At 74.0% G+C, this 17,011-nt stretch carries 21 protein-coding genes; 13 read left to right on the top strand and 8 right to left on the bottom strand.

Annotated elements, in window-relative coordinates; all coding sequences use genetic code 11:
* The first annotated feature begins 18 nt into the window (after window positions 1–18).
* On the top strand, window positions 19–525 hold the full coding sequence (locus tag ACWCV9_RS32950; protein ID WP_450792105.1) for a molybdenum cofactor biosysynthesis protein: 507 nt from the start codon (window positions 19–21) through the stop codon (window positions 523–525).
* Between the two features lie 20 nt (window positions 526–545).
* On the opposite strand, the gene ACWCV9_RS32945 is transcribed toward ACWCV9_RS32950, so the two are convergent.
* On the bottom strand, window positions 546–1,643 hold the full coding sequence (locus tag ACWCV9_RS32945) for a carboxylate-amine ligase (RefSeq protein WP_450792207.1): 1,098 nt from the start codon (window positions 1,641–1,643) through the stop codon (window positions 546–548).
* A 419-nt stretch (window positions 1,644–2,062) separates the two neighbouring features.
* Here ACWCV9_RS32945 and ACWCV9_RS32940 point away from each other — a divergent pair, with 419 nt between their 5' ends.
* Together ACWCV9_RS32940 and ACWCV9_RS32935 are read left to right on the top strand one after the other, a co-directional pair.
* Window positions 2,063–3,037 (top strand): magnesium transporter CorA family protein, encoded by a 975-nt coding sequence (locus tag ACWCV9_RS32940; RefSeq protein ID WP_450792104.1) that lies wholly within the window; start codon window positions 2,063–2,065, stop codon window positions 3,035–3,037.
* Window positions 3,038–3,054: 17 nt separating this feature from the next.
* Window positions 3,055–3,642, top strand: a complete 588-nt coding sequence (locus tag ACWCV9_RS32935; protein ID WP_450792103.1) for a dihydrofolate reductase family protein — start codon at window positions 3,055–3,057, stop codon at window positions 3,640–3,642.
* 24 nt (window positions 3,643–3,666) lie between these two features.
* On the opposite strand, the gene ACWCV9_RS32930 is transcribed toward ACWCV9_RS32935, so the two are convergent.
* Window positions 3,667–4,872: an AI-2E family transporter gene (locus tag ACWCV9_RS32930; protein ID WP_450792102.1), complete on the bottom strand. Its 1,206-nt coding sequence runs from the start codon at window positions 4,870–4,872 to the stop codon at window positions 3,667–3,669.
* Window positions 4,873–5,044: 172 nt separating this feature from the next.
* On the opposite strand from ACWCV9_RS32930, the gene ACWCV9_RS32925 reads away from it, so the two are divergent.
* Window positions 5,045–5,239, top strand: a complete 195-nt coding sequence (locus tag ACWCV9_RS32925) for a hypothetical protein (protein WP_450792101.1) — start codon at window positions 5,045–5,047, stop codon at window positions 5,237–5,239.
* 9 nt (window positions 5,240–5,248) lie between these two features.
* On the opposite strand, the gene ACWCV9_RS32920 is transcribed toward ACWCV9_RS32925, so the two are convergent.
* From ACWCV9_RS32920 to ACWCV9_RS32910, 3 genes are all read right to left on the bottom strand, one after another.
* A complete protein-coding gene (locus tag ACWCV9_RS32920) occupies window positions 5,249–5,599 on the bottom strand; it encodes an ANTAR domain-containing protein (RefSeq protein ID WP_450792099.1) in 351 nt (116 codons plus the stop codon).
* 123 nt (window positions 5,600–5,722) lie between these two features.
* Window positions 5,723–6,157: a DUF2267 domain-containing protein gene (locus ACWCV9_RS32915; RefSeq protein ID WP_450792098.1), complete on the bottom strand. Its 435-nt coding sequence runs from the start codon at window positions 6,155–6,157 to the stop codon at window positions 5,723–5,725.
* Window positions 6,158–6,264: 107 nt separating this feature from the next.
* Window positions 6,265–6,756, bottom strand: coding sequence for a DUF1360 domain-containing protein (locus ACWCV9_RS32910; protein ID WP_450792097.1), 492 nt, complete (start codon window positions 6,754–6,756; stop codon window positions 6,265–6,267).
* A gap of 237 nt (window positions 6,757–6,993) precedes the next feature.
* Between ACWCV9_RS32910 and ACWCV9_RS32905 the strand changes: the two genes are divergently transcribed.
* From ACWCV9_RS32905 to hypE, 9 genes are all read left to right on the top strand, one after another.
* Window positions 6,994–7,521 carry a hypothetical protein gene (locus tag ACWCV9_RS32905; RefSeq protein WP_450792095.1) on the top strand — a complete coding sequence of 176 codons (528 nt, stop codon included), beginning with the start codon at window positions 6,994–6,996 and terminating at the stop codon, window positions 7,519–7,521.
* A gap of 313 nt (window positions 7,522–7,834) precedes the next feature.
* Window positions 7,835–8,203: a hypothetical protein gene (locus ACWCV9_RS32900; protein ID WP_450792094.1), complete on the top strand. Its 369-nt coding sequence runs from the start codon at window positions 7,835–7,837 to the stop codon at window positions 8,201–8,203.
* A 66-nt stretch (window positions 8,204–8,269) separates the two neighbouring features.
* Window positions 8,270–9,979: a hydrogenase maturation protein gene (locus ACWCV9_RS32895; RefSeq protein ID WP_450792092.1), complete on the top strand. Its 1,710-nt coding sequence runs from the start codon at window positions 8,270–8,272 to the stop codon at window positions 9,977–9,979.
* Complete coding sequence (locus ACWCV9_RS32890) at window positions 9,976–10,557, top strand: hydrogenase maturation protease (protein WP_450792091.1); 582 nt, start codon at window positions 9,976–9,978, stop codon at window positions 10,555–10,557. Before ACWCV9_RS32895 ends, ACWCV9_RS32890 begins: the two co-directional genes overlap by 4 nt.
* A 58-nt stretch (window positions 10,558–10,615) precedes the next feature.
* On the top strand, window positions 10,616–11,353 hold the full coding sequence (gene hypB / locus ACWCV9_RS32885) for a hydrogenase nickel incorporation protein HypB (protein ID WP_450792089.1): 738 nt from the start codon (window positions 10,616–10,618) through the stop codon (window positions 11,351–11,353).
* A complete protein-coding gene (hypF, locus tag ACWCV9_RS32880) occupies window positions 11,350–13,695 on the top strand; it encodes a carbamoyltransferase HypF (protein ID WP_450792087.1) in 2,346 nt (781 codons plus the stop codon). The genes hypB and hypF overlap by 4 nt, the downstream gene beginning before the upstream one ends.
* Window positions 13,696–13,698: 3 nt before the next feature.
* A complete protein-coding gene (locus ACWCV9_RS32875) occupies window positions 13,699–13,989 on the top strand; it encodes a HypC/HybG/HupF family hydrogenase formation chaperone (RefSeq protein ID WP_385840894.1) in 291 nt (96 codons plus the stop codon).
* Entirely contained in the window at window positions 13,986–15,128 is a 1,143-nt protein-coding gene (gene hypD / locus ACWCV9_RS32870; RefSeq protein ID WP_385840893.1) for a hydrogenase formation protein HypD, read from the top strand. The genes ACWCV9_RS32875 and hypD overlap by 4 nt, the downstream gene beginning before the upstream one ends.
* Window positions 15,121–16,194, top strand: a complete 1,074-nt coding sequence (gene hypE / locus ACWCV9_RS32865) for a hydrogenase expression/formation protein HypE (RefSeq protein WP_450792086.1) — start codon at window positions 15,121–15,123, stop codon at window positions 16,192–16,194. The genes hypD and hypE overlap by 8 nt, the downstream gene beginning before the upstream one ends.
* Before the next feature lie 19 nt (window positions 16,195–16,213).
* Here the strand turns inward: hypE and hypA are convergent, their stop codons facing one another.
* Genes hypA through ACWCV9_RS32850 form a run of 3 tightly spaced genes read right to left on the bottom strand, consistent with a single transcriptional unit; the run spans window position 16,214 to window position 17,002 of the window.
* Window positions 16,214–16,570, bottom strand: a complete 357-nt coding sequence (hypA, locus tag ACWCV9_RS32860) for a hydrogenase maturation nickel metallochaperone HypA (RefSeq protein WP_450792084.1) — start codon at window positions 16,568–16,570, stop codon at window positions 16,214–16,216.
* 7 nt (window positions 16,571–16,577) lie between these two features.
* A complete protein-coding gene (locus ACWCV9_RS32855) occupies window positions 16,578–16,754 on the bottom strand; it encodes a hypothetical protein (RefSeq protein ID WP_385840889.1) in 177 nt (58 codons plus the stop codon).
* A gap of 41 nt (window positions 16,755–16,795) precedes the next feature.
* On the bottom strand, window positions 16,796–17,002 hold the full coding sequence (locus tag ACWCV9_RS32850) for a hypothetical protein (protein WP_450792082.1): 207 nt from the start codon (window positions 17,000–17,002) through the stop codon (window positions 16,796–16,798).
* Window positions 17,003–17,011: the final 9 nt, after the last annotated feature.

Raw genomic sequence — 17,011 nt, 5'->3', positions numbered from 1 at the left:
TCCCGTACGCTCAAAGGCGTGGCACGCGTCGAGATCCTCCAGTTGCTGGTGTCCCCGGTGCACCGGCTCGCCGGCCGGCCGGGCGACGGGGTGCCCGAACTGCCGCCCGCCGACCTGGTGACGCGGGCCGAGGTCCGTGCCGGGCTCGGCATCGTCGGCGACCGGTACTTCAACAAGGCCGCCCACCGCAACGCGTCCATCACCCTCATGGCGGCCGAACGGCTGCCGCGACCGGGGCCGTACGAGGCGGACCTGCTGCGCACCCGGCGCAACGTCCTGCTGCGCGGGGTGGACATCGACGCCTACATCGGCGCGACGGTGTACCTCGACTGCGGCACCGGTCCCGTGGAGCTGGAGGTGCGCAGCGCTGCCCGGCCCTGCGCCTGGATGGACCGCACGCTCGGCCCCGGCGCCCAGCGGGCGCTGCGCGGGGGCGGGGGAGTCCGCTGCCGCCCGCTGACGGACGGCGTCCTCACAGTGGGTCCGGCCGAGTTCGGGGTACGGGAACCGGGCACCGGCGCCTGAACGTGCGCAGGAGTGACCGGTCAGGGAGCCGTGGCGTCGCCGGGGAGGGCCGTGGCGACCAGGTGGTCGACGACGTCGGTGAGGACGGTACGGCGCCCGTAGGCGGCGCGCTGGCGGTCGGCGCCGCAGCCTTCGGCACCCAGGCGCTCCCAGCCCGCACGGACGACGTCCGTGTCACCGTGGCCCCGAAGGGCCGGGCCCAGCCAGGCGAGGAGCCGGCCGACCTGCGCACAGGCGGGTTCCAGACGGCCCGTGGCCAGGTCGATGGCCTCGCCGGACAGACCGTCGCGCGCCGCCCGCCAGCAGGCCGCGCGCAGCATCTCCGCTTCCGGCCGGAACGGCGGTTCGCCCGCACCGATGGCCTGCTGGGCGGCGGCCACCATGGCTCTGACGATCGCGGCGAGCAGGACGGTGTCGTCGGCGGCCGTGCTCGCGTCGGCGATCCGGAACTCCAGCGTGGGCACATGGTGGGACGGCCGGATGTCCCAGTACAGGCCGCCGCGGTCCAGCACGCTGCCGCTGGTGACCAGCCGGCCCACGAGATCCTCGAAGTGGGACTCGGACTCGAAGTAGGGCGGCGGACCGGCGACCGGCCACCGCCCCCAGGTCGTCGTGCGCCAGCTGGCGTACCCGGTGTCCCGCCCCTCCCAGTAGGGCGAGTTGGCCGTCAGGGCGATGAGGGCGGGGATCCAGGGACGCACATGGTTGCTGACCCGTAACGCCGTGGCCAGGTCGGGAACGCCGACGTGGACGTGGCAGGCACAGACGATCTGATCGTCGTCCAGGGCGCCGAAGAGGGCGGTGCTGCGGGCGTAGCGGGGGCCCTCGGTGAAGGACACCGTGGCCGGCCGGCCGAGAACGGGTGTTCCGCCGGAGATGATGCGCAGGCCCTGCCGGGCGGCGGCACGTGCGACCGTGACCCGGGTGGAGCGGATCTCCTCGGCCAGCGCGGCGATGTCCACCTGGGGGTGGGTCTGGATCTCCACCTGGTAGGACGTCAGCTCCGTGGTGACCCGGTCACCGAGTTCCGCCGCCGCGTCGAGGACCACCTTTCCCGCCTCGGCGCTCACCTCACGGGACACCGGGTCGACCAGGAGGTACTCCTCCTCCACTCCCACCGTCAACGGGGTTCCGCCCGCTGCGACGCTGCTGCTTGCCGCCTGGTCCCCGCCCGCCGATGCCGACGGACCGCCCGGCCCATGTCCTCGCCCTCGCACTCCCATGGTGACGATGCTGTCACAGGCGGTAAGTGGCGGGCAGAACGCAAAAACGACATCATTCCCTGGCATTCAGCCTCGCGGCGGCCGGGCAGGATGCCCGCGTCGGGCGAGCTCACCGCGCCGACGCCGCGGCGCGATCACGGCAGCCCGGGGCTGCGGAGAGCTGTCGGGGCGGCCGAGCGGTGGCCGGAATGGCACGCGGAAATCCGTCATCCGTTCGGGGCACCCGCTGGCGCACCTGCGTGCCTGCGCGTGCGGGGGCGGCGCGGCGCATGGACGCTGGATTCCGCGAGGTCCGGCACGGATGGCGAGGGACGATGATCGTAACGGTGGTGTCGATGCCGGAGGTGGCCGTCACCCGTACGGATGTGGCGGAGGCGCGCGACCGGCTGGCCACCGACGATTTCGTGCTGGTCGACGTCGAGCTGGCGATGGAGGGGCAGGAGGAAGCGGAGTCGGTGGCCGAACGGCTGGGCCTGGACATCGAGGGCCTGGACTGGTTCGGCAGGGAGGACGAGCCCCCGCGGGCCGAGTTCCGGGGGGATAAGGCCGGTTTCGTCGTGCCGGTGGTCCACGAGGAGCGGATCGCCCACATCCATGTGGTGGTGACCGAACGCTTCCTGGCCACCGTGCACCGCGGCCAGGCCAACCTGGCGAAGACCCTCACCGACGCGCTGCGGCACGAGCGGCCGTCCGACCCCGTGGTCGTACTCTTCCTCCTGCTCGGCGAGGCTCTGGGCACCTTTCGGCGGGCCGCCGTGCAGGCCCTACTGGAGACCGAGGAACTCGAGGACGGCATGTTCGAGGAGCGTCACCCCGAGCAGGTCTACCGGCTGGCGCAGCTACGACGCCGTTCCGCCTTACTGCACCACTTCCTGCGGCCCTTCCTCGAGGTGACCGACGAGATCCTGACCCGGCGGATGATGAACCCCGCCTTTCCGGAGGAGCGGCAACGGTTCGCCCGGCAGTTCCAGACCAGCGGACGACTGGTGCTGGCGGACATCGAATCCCTCCAGGAGGCCACCCGACGGGCGTTCGCCAGCTACTCCTCGCTGATCGCCGGCGAGCAGAACGGCGTCATCAACCGGCTGGCCATCGTGTCGGTGATCTTTCTGCCGTTGTCCTTCCTGACCGGGTTCTTCGGCATGAACTTCACCTTCCTGACGGACAAGATGGAGAGCAAGGACGAGTTCTGGCTGCTCGCCGTGGGCTTGCAGGCGCTCGTCGTGTTCGTGTCCCTCTATGTGCTGCACCGCACCCGGATCTGGCGGAGGCTGAGGGAGGACGACTAGATCCGTGGGGGTTGTGGATGCGCAGCGTGACCTGTTCGATGGGTGTCTCGCTCGACGGTTACATCAGCGGGCCGGACGGCCGCTTCGACTGGACGGAGCCCGACGAGGAGCTGTTCCGCTTCTTCACCGGTCAGCTCCGGCAGGTCGGCGTCCACCTCCTGGGGCGGCGGCTGTACGAGACGATGCTGTACTGGGAGACCGCCGACCAGGATCCGTCGCTCGACGACTCACGGCTCGAGTGGGCCGCACTGTGGAAGCCGCTGCCGAAGGTGGTGTTCTCCACCACGCTGTCCGCGGTGCAGGGCAACGCCCGGCTGGCGTCCGGTGGTCTGGCCGAGGAGATCGAGCGGCTGCGAGCCGAGCCGGGGGAGGGCGACATCGCGATCGGCGGCGCGACTCTCGCCGCGGAGGCGGCCGGGTCGGGTCTGATCGACGAGTACCGGCTCAGGATCCACCCGGTGCTGGTCGGCGGCGGCACTCCGTTCTTTCCCCGGCGTGAGCGCCGGGCGGACCTCGAACGCATGGAGACCCGTACCTTCGGCTCGGGAGTCGTCTACGTCCGCTATCGCGTGATCCGGTCGCACATGCCCTCCGCCGGCCACTGACAGAACACCTGATGCCCTGTTCGATCAGGGTGGCGGCACCGCGCGCAGCGCCCGCAGCACCGCCCACACCACCGAGACCAGCGGCACCGCCACCACCGCGCCGATCACCCCGCCCACGATGCTGCCCGCGATCACGGAGACGGCGACGACCAGCGGATGCAGCCGCACCGCCCAGCTCATCACCAGAGGGTGCAGCACATGTCCCTCCAGCTGGCCGATCACCACGATCAGCACCAGGACGCCGAGGGCGGTGAGCGGGCCGCGGCCGGCGAGCGCCACGATCGTGGCCACCCCGAGCGCCACCGGCGAGCCCACCAGCGGCACGAACGCGGCGAAGAACTCCAGCAGCGTCAGCGGCAGGGCGAGCGGCACGCGGAGCACCAGCAGGACGACACCGACCAGGATCGCGTTGGTAGCGGCGATGATGATGATCCCGCGCGTGTATCCGGCGAAGGTCTGCCAGGCCGCCCGGCCGCCCCGGTCCCAGGCCGGACGCGCACCCGGAGGCAGCAACTGGTCGCGCGCCCAGCTCCACAGGTGTTCTCCCGAGTGGATGAAGAACACCGAGGCGAACAGTGCCAGTGCGCCGCCCGTGATCAGTTCCACGAGTTGGCCGAGGCCGCTGACCGCGCTGCTCAGCAGACGCGACCGGTGCGCGGTGACGTAGTTCGTCACCTGGTGTTCCAGATCGGTGAGCCGGCGGGGGCTGAGCCGGAACGGCGGCCGTTGCAGCCACTCCTCGATCCGTTGCACACCGCCGCGGAACTCGCCCACCAGCCGGGGCGACTCCACGGCCACCGCGTTGCCCACCAGGGCGAGCAGGCCCAACAGGATCAGCAGGCTTCCCACCAGTGCCACGGCGACGGACAGCGGCCTGGGCAGCACCCGGGCGAGCAGATCGGTCAGCGGGCGCAGCACCGACGTCACGACCAGCGCGAGGAACAGGGCGACGGCGATGAGCTGGAAGCTGCCGAGGACGCTGAAGATGCCGTAGACGACCGCGCCGACGAGGATGAGCCGCCAGGAGTAGGCCGCCGCGATCCGCAGCCACGGCACCGTCCGCTCGGCCACCGGCGCGCTCGGCTCGGGACGCGGGGAGACCGCGAGCCGTACGGAGTACGCGGGCCGGCTGCCCAGCACCGCGCGCGGAACGCCACCCGGATCGGCCGTCCGCCGACGCCGCCCATCGCCCACCGCGCCTCCCGCCTCCGTGTCGTCACCGACGGTCACGTCTAGAGAACCGTAAGCGCACGCCCACGGAGGCGCCCGCCGCAACGCGCCCGCGCGGACCCCTCGGAGGCGGAGGGCACAAGGGTGGGCACAGGACCTTCACATGGGGAGCGGGTGGGGGAGGGTGGACGGGGCACTCGCGGGGTGTCGCCCCCCGGAGGGAGCACCTCCTGTGATCATTGTCGCGTCTCTGCTGCTGCCCGTCCTCAGTCTGCTGCTGTTCGGGCTGGACCGGGTCGAGGACCGCTGGGTCGTCCGGCCCCCGTCCTCCCCCCAGGACCGGCCTGCCGCCGGCCAGGCACGGTCCCCGGCTTCCCGTCATGCCCGGCCACGGCGCCGACGCCGCTTCGGCATCGGCCGTCACTGACCGTCGCGGTCACTGGATGCCGTCGGCACACCGCCGGTAGCGCCCGACAGCCTTGGCGAGTTCGAGCCGCTCGGGTTCGGGCAGCGGACCGCCCTGGACATAGTCGAGGATGTGTTCGGCGACCGTACGCAGCTTGGTGTTGGTGCGCTGGGAGACGTCCCGCAGCGCCCGCCATGCCTCCTCCGGGGCGATCCGGCCGAGCACCACCACGGCCCCGATCGCCTGGTCGATGACCGCGTGCGAGGTCACCGCCTGCTGCAACTGCTCGTTCTCCGCCAGCAGCCGGTCGTACTCGGCCGCCAGATCGGTCGCCGACAGCAGGTCCAGCGGCCGATGCCGCGAGAGGGTGAAGAAGGCCATGGAGCACCTTTTCGGGATGGGGGGCGTCACAGCTACGCCTGCCCCCGATGTGCGCGTGCACACGCATGGAAGCAGCAGCTCAGCCCCGCTCCCGGTGCGGCGGGCCGTGTCGCCGCCCCCGGCTCAGGCGGTCTCCTCGCTGTCCTCGGTCGCCCGGCCCACCGGCAGCAGCGCGCGGATGTCCGAGGGCAGCGCGCCCGCCATCCGCTCGGTCAGTTCCGGCGCCAGGGCGGCGTCCAGCACCTCCATGACGGCGGCGGCGTCCCGCAGGGCCGTGTCCTCGTCGGTGCCCGCCCGCACCGCTATCCGGCCCGCGAAGGCGGTCAGCCCGAACCGCTCGGCCGCGGTGCCCGAGTCGGCCCCGGCGGCAGCGTCCACCGCCTCGCGTATCGCCGCCGCCATGTCGGGCGGCAGCTGGGCCGCCACATGCCGGGCGAGACCGGACGGCAGCCGCTCCGACAGGGTCGCCACGACCGCGTGCGCGGCCCGCTCGGCCGATCCCCGGTCGGGCAGCTGGGCGAGCGCCTGGACCTTTCCGATCATCTCGTCGTGCCGCATGGGCCCGGCCCCCTTCGTCGTGAGGTCCCCGATGAGATCGCGCCGGCATGCCGCGCCCCGAGCGGGCCGGCCGGCCCGCACCGAGTACCCCTGCCGTGCTCGTGTTCTCAGTGCTCCGCGGTCTGCTGCGTCCACGTCCACGCGTACTGGAGCCAGTCCGCCACGGTGACCGCGCCGAGACCGCTGCTGACCAGCCGGGTGAACCGGGGGGCGGCGGTGTAGCAGCAGACCAGCGCGCCGGCCGCCCACGCGGAGGTGCAGAACGGGCAGGTCAGCAGGGAGCCGACGGCCCGTCGCAGCCCGCTGCCGCGCGGCTCGTCCATGACCTCGTTCGCCTCGCCGTCACCGGCCCGGCGGGTGAACGGCGCCCGAAGAAAACTCGTGACCCGGTCGCGGGACAGCAGCCGGGACGCCTTGTACGTCGCCACGCCGAGCAGGACCACGTCCCACGGCGGGACCTGCTGCGGCAGCCGCACGCCCCGGCGCCGGGCGAGCAGCGCGAAGGTACCGGTACTCGCGGTGAACACGGTGGCGAGGACGGCGTAGCCGGCGAGCGGGACCTCGCCCCGCTCGTCGTAGTGTGCGGCGTCCGGCGTCATGGAACCTCCTGCGGTGTCCGGCCACCCGGGCCCCTGGGCAGGGGCCGGGGGTGCGGTGGCCCGCTCCGGGTTCCCCGGCGCCCGGGGGCGACACGCGTGCGCCGGTCCGCCGCGCCCGCCCGGTACGACGTGGGCGAAGCCACATATGACCTGGTTCGCACCCCTCCCGGTGACGGCCCGCGCCGGGCTACCGTGGCGTCGAGCCCCTCTTCCCCTCGCCCCTCGGACGGCCCGGCTGTGCTCACTGACCTGTCCCCCCTCATCTCCGCGACGACGCGCTGGCTGACCCTCGCCTACCCGCCGAGCGGCGGCGCGCTGGCCTCGGCCCTGTGCGAGGCGCAGGCCCGGCAGGCCGTCACGGTCGCCGCGTGGCTCCGCTATCCCACCGAGATCGACGCGGGCCTGGTCACCCTGGCCGGTCCCGGGGGCGCCGTCCGCCTGGACTGGATCACCGGCGCGGAAGCCGCCGTCGACGAGGCGGCCGAGGAGTGGGCCTGGCGCACCTGGGTGGACGAGGTCGTGGTCAGCTGGGCGGCGGGGCTGCTCACCGATCCGGAACTGGCCGCGCTGGCCGTCGCCGCCCTCGCCGAGGGCGAGCACACCGCCGCGGCACCGGTCGAGTTCCGCCGCCTGCTCGACCCCGACGACGGCGACCGGCGCGCCGCCGCCCTGCTCCGCCACCCCGACCTGCTCGCCCCCGTGACCGAACTCCACCACGGCCAGCTCCTGGCCCGCCTCAGGCCCGACCGCACCCTGGCGGCCTAGCCCGTCACCCGGCCTCCCGTCGAGGACTGCCGCCCGCCCGCCGGCGCCGGGGCCTGCGGTGTCGTACCACCCCAGCTGGGTACTGCGGAGCTGAGCGCGCGGGCCGCCCCCGCCGGACGGCGGCAGGAGGCGGCGACGAGTGCGCAACCGGATGACGCGACGGCCGGCGGCGGCGCGTATGCCGCCGGTGCCGGGGCACGGGGGTGGGCGGCCCGGGACCGGATCCGGGCCGCGGCGCAGGCCGCCGTACGACGCCCGGGCGGAGACGGCCGCCGACACGCCGCCTGCGCCCGCCGAACGGTAGGGCTCGGCCATGACCTTCAAGAATCCCGTGCACCGCGGCGGCGACCGCCGCGGCCGGTTCGAGCAGTTCGCCGAATACGCCTCCAACTTCACCAGCTCCCCGGTCTTCTTCCTCTTCTGCCTGCTGCTCGTCGGCTTCTTCGTCGCGGCCCACGTCGCCCATCTGCGCCTGGAACTGCTGCTGCTCGCCGGGGAATCCATGACGGCGGTCACCCTGCTCCTGCTGGCGCTGCTGAAGAACGCCGAGATGCGGGCCGAACACGCCATCCAGCGCAAGCTCGACGCGATCGCCGGCGCCCTGCTGGAGCTGCGCGGGGACGAACACAGCCAGGCCTTCGAGGACCTGCGCAACGCGATCCGGATGGAGGAAGAGACCTGACGGGCGGGGACGAAACGCCGCGGCGGTCCTTCCCGGAACCCGCTGCGGGGACGACGATGCCGTGTCATGAACATTCTGCTCGTGGCCAGCGCGTTCAACAGCCTCACCCAGCGCCTGTACGCCGAACTGTCCGACGAGGGACACCACGTCGACGTCGTCCTTGCCACCCACGGCCCCGACCCGGTGCGGGCCGCCGTGCGCGAACTGCGGCCGGAGCTGGTGGTCGCACCCATGCTCAAGACGGCGCTGCCCGAGGACGTGTGGCGGGAGCACACCTGCCTGATCGTGCATCCCGGCCCGCCCGGCGACCGCGGCCCGTCCTCGCTGGACTGGGCCATCGCGGGGCGGGCAGCGGAGTGGGGCGTGACCGTCCTCCAGGCCGAGGCGGCGATGGACGCGGGCCCCGTCTGGGCGGCGGAGCCCTTCCCCGTGCCGTCCGTCGGCAAGAGCGACCTGTACCGCAACGAGGCCTCCGACGCCGCCGTGACCGCCGTCCACACGGCCGTACGGCGCTTCGCGGAAGGCTCCTACAAGCCCCGCCCGCAGACGGACGAGTCGATCGACGTCGTCTGGCGCGACCTCTTCCGGCAGGAGCGGCGGCGCATCGACTGGGAGCACGACGACACCGGGACAGTCCTGGCCAAGCTCCGCGGCGCCGACTCGCAGCCCGGCGTCCTGGACGAACTCCTCGGCCGGGAGGTGTTCCTGCACGGCGGCCACCCCGAGGACCGGCTGCGCGGCCGCCCCGGCGAGCTGCTGGCCCAGCGGGCGGGCGCGGTCTGCCGGGCCACCCGGGACGGCGCCGTGTGGATCCCGGAACTGCGGCCCCGCAGGAACTCCGGCGACCCCGCGCCCTTCCGCCGCCCCGCCGCCACCGTCCTGGCCGCCCTCGAACCCGCCCTCGGCCTCCCGGAGGACACCGTCCCGCTGGAACTGCCCGCGGACCGGCGCACCTTCAGCGACATCCGCTACCGGCAGCGCGGCGACGTCGGCCTGCTGACGTTCTCCTTCCCCGGCGGCGCCATGAGCACCGACCAGTGCCGCCGGCTGCTCGCCGCCTACCGGCACGCGCTCACCCGCCCCACCCGGGTGCTGGTGCTGGGCGCGGCCCGCGACTTCTTCTCCAACGGCATCCATCTCAACGTCATCGAGGCGGCCCCCGACCCCGCCCAGGAGTCCTGGACCAACCTGTGCGCCATGGACGACCTGGTCGAAGCGGTGCTGCGCACCACCGACCGGCTCGTGGTGGCCGCGCTCGGCGGCAACGCCGCCGCCGGCGGCGCCATGCTCGCCCTCGCCGCCGACGAGGTGTGGTGCCGTACCGGCGTCGTCCTCAACCCGCACTACCGGCGCATGGGCCTGTATGGCTCCGAGTTCTGGACCTACACCCTGCCGCGCCGCGCCGGCGCCGCGTGCGCCGAACGGCTGACCGGCGACGCCCTGCCGGTCAGCGCCGCGTCCGCCGCGCGGCTCGGGCTCGTGGACCGGATCGTCCCGGCCGCCCCCCAGGACTTCACCGCCGCCGCCGAACGGCTCGCGGCCGACCTCGCCGCCGATCCCGGCCTCGACCGCAGGATCGCCGCCAAGGCGGCCGCGCGCGCCGCGGACGAGCGGGAACGCCCCCTCACCGATCACCGGCAGGCCGAACTGGACCGCATGCACGCCATCTTCTTCGACCCCGCGGCGCCCTACCACGCCCTGCGCTCGGCCTTCGTCCGCAAGACCCCGGCCGGCTCGCCGCGCCCGCTCGACCCGCCGACCGGGACCCTCCGGTGACGGCGGAACTGCTGGTGGCGGGCGTCGGCAACATCTTCCTCGCGGACGACGCCTTCGGCCCCGAGGTGATCCGCGCCCTCGACCACCGCCCGCTGCCGCCCGGCGTCCAGGTGCGCGACTTCGGCATCCGCGGCCTGGACCTCGCCTACGCCCTGCTGGCCGGCTGCGCCACCGCGGTCCTGGTCGACACCGCCCGGCGCGGCCACCGCCCCGGCACCCTCACCCTCCTGGAGGCCGAGCCGCCCGACGGCACCGTCGTGCCCGAGGCGCACGGCATGGACCCGGCCACGGTGCTGGCCCTGGCCGCGCACCTGGGCGAGGAACCGCTGCCCCGGGTCCTCGTCCTGGCCTGCGAACCCGCGGTGCTGCCGGCCGGGGACGAGGACATCCTGCCGGGCCTGAGCGAACCGGTCCGCGAGGCCGTCGACCGGGCCGTGGACGCGCTGCACACCCTCGTCCCGGCCCTGCTCGCCGACCCGGCCGCAGCACCGCCCCCGTTGGGCCGCCCGATGGAATCCCGCCCCCCGCACCCGGCTGCGCTGCCCGTCCCCGCGGCCGACGGCGCCGAAGATCGGTGAGCACCCGGGCCGCGTCCGGCGGCCCGGACCCCGCCGCCGTATCCGAGGAGCTGCGCCCATGTGCCGGTCCGACGTGGAACAGGCCGTCAAAGAAGCCGTCCTGGCGAAGAACGACGACCTGGCCGCCACCCTGCGCGGCGACCTCGCCCGGCAGGGCGTGGCCGTCGTCAACCTGCTGTCCAGCCCCGGCAGCGGCAAGACCGAACTCCTCGGCCGGGTCCTGGCCCGCGCCGTGGAGCGCGGACTGCCGGTCGCCGCACTGACCGCCGACCTCGCGACCGAGAACGACGCCGTCCGGCTGGCCCGCTCCGGGGCCCCCGTACAGCAGCTGCTCACCGACGGACTGTGCCATCTGGAGGCCCGCCAGGTCCGGGCCCGGCTGGACGGCTGGCTGCCGCCCGGCACCCGGGTGCTCTTCGTGGAGAACGTCGGCAACCTCGTCTGCCCGGCCGCCTACGACCTGGGCGAGACCCTGCGGATCGTGCTGATGGCGGTCACCGAGGGCGAGGACAAGCCGCTGAAGTACCCCACCGCCTTCGGCTCCGCCCATCTGGTCGTCGTCACCAAGACCGACCTCGCCGAGCCGGCCGGCTTCGACGAGGCCGCCTTCCGGACGAACGTGCACCGGGTCAACCCGGGCGTGGAGATCGTCCGCACCTGCGCCCGCAGCGGCTCCGGGGTCGGCACCCTGCTGGACCGGGCCCTCGCCGCCCGGGACGGCGGCCCGGCCCACCGTCCGCCGCTCGCCCCGCACCCGCACGGCCACCACCACAGCGCACCCGCCCCCGCCGTATGACGGCCCCTGCGACCGGCCTGGTACGCCGTCGGCTCACCGTGCGCGGCACCGTGCAGGGCGTCGGCTTCCGGCCGTATGTGCACCGCCTGGCGGCAGAGCTCGGGCTGGCCGGCTTCGTCGGCAACACCGGCGACGGCGTCATCCTCGAGGTAGAGGGACCGGCCGGCGAGGTCGACCGGTTCTGCACCGTCCTGGCCGAACAGCCGCCGCCGCTCGCCACCGTGACCGGCGTCGCCGGCGAGGAGCTGGCCGCCACCGGCGACACCACGCCCTTCGCCATCCGCACCACCGAACGGGCCGGCGGCCGCACCCAGCTGCCGCCCGACACCGCGACCTGCGCCGACTGCCTGCGCGAACTCGCCGACCCGGGCGACCGCCGGCACCGGCACCCCTTCATCACCTGCACCCACTGCGGCCCCCGCTTCACCATCGCCACCGCGATGCCGTACGACCGCGCCGTCACCACCATGGCCGGCTTCCCCCTGTGCCCCGCCTGCGCCCGCGGGTACGGCGATCCCGCCGACCGGCGCTTCCACGCCCAGCCCGTCGCCTGCCCCGACTGCGGGCCACGCCTCGCCCTCGTCCCCGCCGACGGGCTCGGCATCCGCCCGGCCCGCGACGCGGAGGCCCTGACCTCGGCGCGGGCGCTGCTCGCCGCCGGACGGATCGTGGCCGTCAAGGGCATCGGCGGCTACCACCTGGCCTGCGACGCCACCGACGCCCGCGCCGTCGCCACCCTGCGCGCCCGCAAGGAACGCGGCGGCAAGGCCTTCGCCGTGATGTGCGCCGACCTCGCCACCGCCGAGCGGATCGCGCTCCTCACCGACGCCGAACGCGCCGAACTGACCGGCCCCCGGCGCCCCATCGTGCTGCTGCGCAGACACACCCCGGCGGACGGCCCCCGGCTCGCCGGCCAGGTCTGCCCCGGCAGCCCGCACATCGGCGTGATGCTGCCCTACACTCCCGTGCACACCCTGCTGTTCGGGCTACCCGGCGATCCGCCCGGCCCCCGGGTGCTGGTCATGACGAGCGGCAACCGCTCCGGCGAACCCATCGTCACCGACGACACCGAGGCCCTGACCCGGCTCGCCGGCCTGGCCGACGCCTGGCTCACCCACGACCGGCCGATCGCCTCGCCCTGCGACGACTCCCTGCTCCGGGTCCGCGCCGACGGCACCGCACAGGTCCTGCGGCGCTCCCGCGGCTGTGTCCCCCGTCCGGTGCGGCTGCCGGTCCCGGTCCCGCCGGTGCTCGCCGTCGGCGGCGACCTGAAGAACGCGCTGTGCCTGGGCGAGGGCGAACACGCCTGGTTCGGGCCGCACATCGGCGACATGGGCGACCTGGCGACGCTGGCGGCGGCCGAGCGCGCCGAGCGGCACCTGAGCGGCCTCACCGGAGTCGTCCCCGGGCTGCTCGCCGCCGACCGCCACCCCGGATACCACTCCACCGCGTGGGCCCGGCGGCGCGCCGGGCGGCTGCCGCTGCGGCTGGTCCAGCACCACCACGCCCATGTCGCCTCCGCCATGGCCGAGCACGGCCTGGACGGCACCACCCCGGTGATCGGCGTCGCCTTCGACGGCACCGGCTACGGCGACGACGGCACGGTGTGGGGCGGCGAGGTCCTGCTCGCCGACTACACCGGCTACCGGCGCTTCGCCCGGCTGGCCCCCGCCCCGCTGCCGGGCGGTGACGCCGGTGTGGCCAACCCCTGCCGACTGGCCCTGGCCCGGCTGTGGGCGGCCGGACTGCCCTGGGAGCCGTGGCTGCCCAGCGTCCGGGCCTGCACGGACACCGAGACCACCGTACTGAGACGGCAGCTGGAGCGGCAGCTGGCCTGTGTGCCGACCTCCAGCATGGGCCGCCTCTTCGACGCGGTGGCCTCCCTGGTGGGCGTCTGCCACCGCGCGGGCTACGAGGCGCAGGCCGCGCTGGAACTGGAGGCGGCCGCGACCGAGGCGCGGGACGCGGACGCGGTGGCCTACCCCTTCGGCCTCACCGGCGGCGGGGAGCTGGTGTACAGCCCCGCGCCGATGCTGGAGGCCCTCCTCGCCGACCAGCGGCGCGGCACCCCCGCCCCCGTCCTCGCGGCCCGCTTCCACCGGGGCGTGGCCCGGGCCGTCGCCGAGATCTGCCGCCGCGCCCGCACCGCCACCGGGCTCACCACGGTGGCCCTCACCGGCGGGGTCTTCGCCAACGCCCTGCTGGAAGAGGAGTGCGCCGCCCTGCTGGCCGCCGACGGCCTGACGGTCCTGCTCCACCGCGACGTCCCCCCGAACGACGGCGGGCTGGCGCTCGGCCAGCTCATCGTCGCGGGGACGGCAACCCACCACGAGACGGAGTGACCCATGTGTCTGGCAGTGCCCGGCAAGGTCGTGTCCATCGACCACCGCGCCGACCCCCTCACCGGCCTGATCGACTTCGGCGGCGTACGAAAACAGGCCTGCCTGGAGTACCTGCCCGACATCCGGGTGGGGGAGTACGTCATCGTCCACGTCGGCTTCGCGTTGCAGCGCCTGGACGAGGAATCGGCCCGTGCCTCCCTGGAGCTGTTCGAGCAACTGGGCCTGCTGGAAGAGGAGTTCGGTGACGCCTGGGAGCAGGCGGCGCGGCAGGAGAGCGGGAGTGAGGCCCCGTGAAGTACATCGACGAGTTCCAGGACCCCGCCCTCGCCCGGCGACTGCTGGACGAGATCCACGCCACGGCCACCCGGCCCTGGGCCCTGATGGAGGTCTGCGGCGGCCAGACCCACTCCATCATCCGGCACGGTATCGACCAACTCCTGCCGGAGAACGTGGAGTTGATCCACGGGCCCGGCTGCCCGGTGTGCGTCACCCCGCTGGAGGTCATCGACAAGGCCCTGGAGATCGCCGCCCGCCCCGAGGTGATCTTCTGCTCCTTCGGGGACATGCTGCGGGTGCCCGGCACCGACCGGGACCTGTACCGGGTCAAGGGCGAGGGCGGTGACGTCCGGGTGGTGTACTCGCCGCTGGACGCCCTCGACCTGGCCCGCAGGAACCCCGACCGGCAGGTGGTGTTCTTCGCCATCGGCTTCGAGACCACCGCGCCCGCCAACGCCATGGCCGTCCACCAGGCCCGCCGCCTCGGCCTCGGCAACTTCAGCCTGCTGGTCTCCCATGTCCGGGTCCCCCCGGCGATCGACGCGATCATGACCGCGCCCGAGTGCCGGGTGCAGGGATTCCTCGCCGCCGGACACGTGTGCAGCGTGATGGGCACCGCCGAGTACCCGGACCTGGCCGAGCGGCACCGCGTCCCCGTCGTGGTGACCGGCTTCGAGCCGCTGGACATCCTCGAGGGCATCCGCCGCGCCGTCCACCAGCTGGAGCGCGGCGAGCACCGGGTGGAGAACGCCTACCCCCGGGCCGTACGCGACCAGGGCAACCCGGCGGCCCTGCGCATGCTCCAGGAGGTCTTCGAGGTCACCGACCGCAACTGGCGCGGCATCGGCCCCATCCCGGCCAGCGGCTGGCGGCTGTCCGAGGCCTACCGGGCCTACGACGCCGAGCACCGCTTCGACGTCAGCGGCATCCGCACCGAGGAACCCGCCGTGTGCCGCGCCGGCGAGGTCCTCCAGGGGCTGATCAAGCCGACCGCGTGCGAGGCCTTCGGCACGGCCTGCACCCCGCGCACCCCGCTCGGCGCCACCATGGTCTCCAGCGAGGGCGCCTGCGCCGCCTACTACCTGTACCGCCGGATGAACGCCCCGGCCCCCCAGGGATCCCGCATCCCGCAGGAGGAGATGAACACCGTTGGCTGACCTCGCCACCGAAGCGGCCGTCGACCCCGCGAACTGGACCTGCCCCGCCCCGCTGCGCGACCAGCCGGTCGTCGTCATGGGCCACGGCGGAGGCGGCGCCCTCTCCGCCGAACTGGTCGAGCACATCTTCGCCCCCGCCTACGGCAACCCCACCCTGGCCGCCCTCACCGACTCCGCCGTGCTCGACCTCGGCGGCGCCCGGCTGGCCTTCTCCACCGACTCCTACGTGGTACGGCCGCTGTTCTTCCCCGGCGGCAGCCTCGGCGACCTCGCCGTCAACGGCACCGTCAACGACCTGGCGATGAGCGGAGCCCGGCCCGCCTATCTCTCCACGGCCTTCGTCCTGGAGGAGGGGGTGGAACTCGCCGTCGTCGAGCGGATCGCGCGGGCGATCGGTACGGCGGCCGAGGCCGCGGGCGTCTCCGTGGCCACCGGCGACACCAAGGTCGTCGAGTCCGGGCACGGCGACGGCGTCTATGTCACCACCGCCGGCGTCGGCCTCGTACCGGACGGCGTCGACATCCGCCCGCAGCGGGCCCGCCCCGGGGACGTCGTCATCGTCAGCGGCCCGATCGGACTGCACGGTGTGGCGATCATGAGCGTGCGGGAGGGGCTGGAGTTCGGCGTCGAGATCGCCTCCGACACCGCGCCGCTGGCCGGGCTGGTGGCCGTCATGCTCGCGGTCACCCCCGACATCCATGTGCTGCGCGACCCGACCCGGGGCGGGCTGGGCGCCTCCCTCAACGAGATCGCCCGCGCCTCCGGCACCGGCGTCCGGCTGCACGAGCGGGCCGTCCCGGTGCCGGACGAGGTCGTGAACGCCTGCGGCTTCCTCGGCCTGGACCCGCTGTACGTCGCCAACGAGGGCCGGCTGGTCGCCTTCGTGCCCCCGGAGCACGCCGAGGCGGTCCTCGCCGCGATGCACGCCCATCCGCACGGCACGGGAGCGGCCGTCATCGGGGAGTGCGTCGCGGACCACCCGGGCATGGTCGTCGTCGCCACCGGCCTCGGCGGCACCCGGGTGGTGGACCTGCCGCTGGGGGAGCAGCTGCCCCGCATCTGCTGACCGGAGCCCGGCCCCGCCGTCAGCGCGGGGCCGGGGCCGGCGCCACCTCGGTGATCTCCAGCTCCCGCCCGCGGCGCAGCTCCTGCGAGGGCCGGTCGCAGCGCGGGCACCAGAAGAACGGCGGCATGCCCACCGGGAACTCCTCGGTGCACCCGCCGCACCAGGCCAGCGCGGTCACCTGTTCCACGACGAGGCAGGCACCGGCGAGCGCCGTGCCGTCCCGGGCCACCTCGAACGCGAAGTGCAGCGCGTCCGGCACCACCCCGGCCAGCTCGCCGACCCGCACGGTCACCGAGGACACCCGGTCCGACCCGTCCGCACGGGCGATCTCCTCGGCCCGCTCCACGATCGCGGTCGCGATCGACAGTTCGTGCACGGCCGGCTCAGGGATAGCGACGGGCGGCCCGCAGCCCACCGGTCATCCGGTAGATACGCAACTCGCGCACGATCCCCGGGAGTTCCTTGACGAACACGGCCGCGAACAGGGCGCCGACGACCGCCGCCTGCGCGCCCAGCAGCTGACGCCCGGACATCCCGGCCCGCCTGGTCCTTCTTCTCATGCCAACCTCCTGGAGGGTCACGTCCTGCCGGTCCCGCCGGGTCATCCCGGCGAGATGTTCGGCATCTCCTTCACCAGCGCGTCATGCCGCTTCCAGTGCACACCGGTGGAGCGGCGCGCGTCGGACGTGCCGTCCGCGTGGTGTCCGGTCTGGTGCTGGTAGGGGCCCTTGTTGCCCTGGTGCAGTCCGCGCACATGGGTGGGGGTGTCGGGCTTCGCCTGGGGTCGGCCCACTCGGATGCTGCCCATAACGGTTCT

The sequence above is a fragment of the Streptomyces sp. NPDC001606 genome (assembly GCF_053596835.1).
Note: the sequence above shows the minus strand (reverse complement) of the source record. Positions and strands in the feature narration are given on the sequence as shown.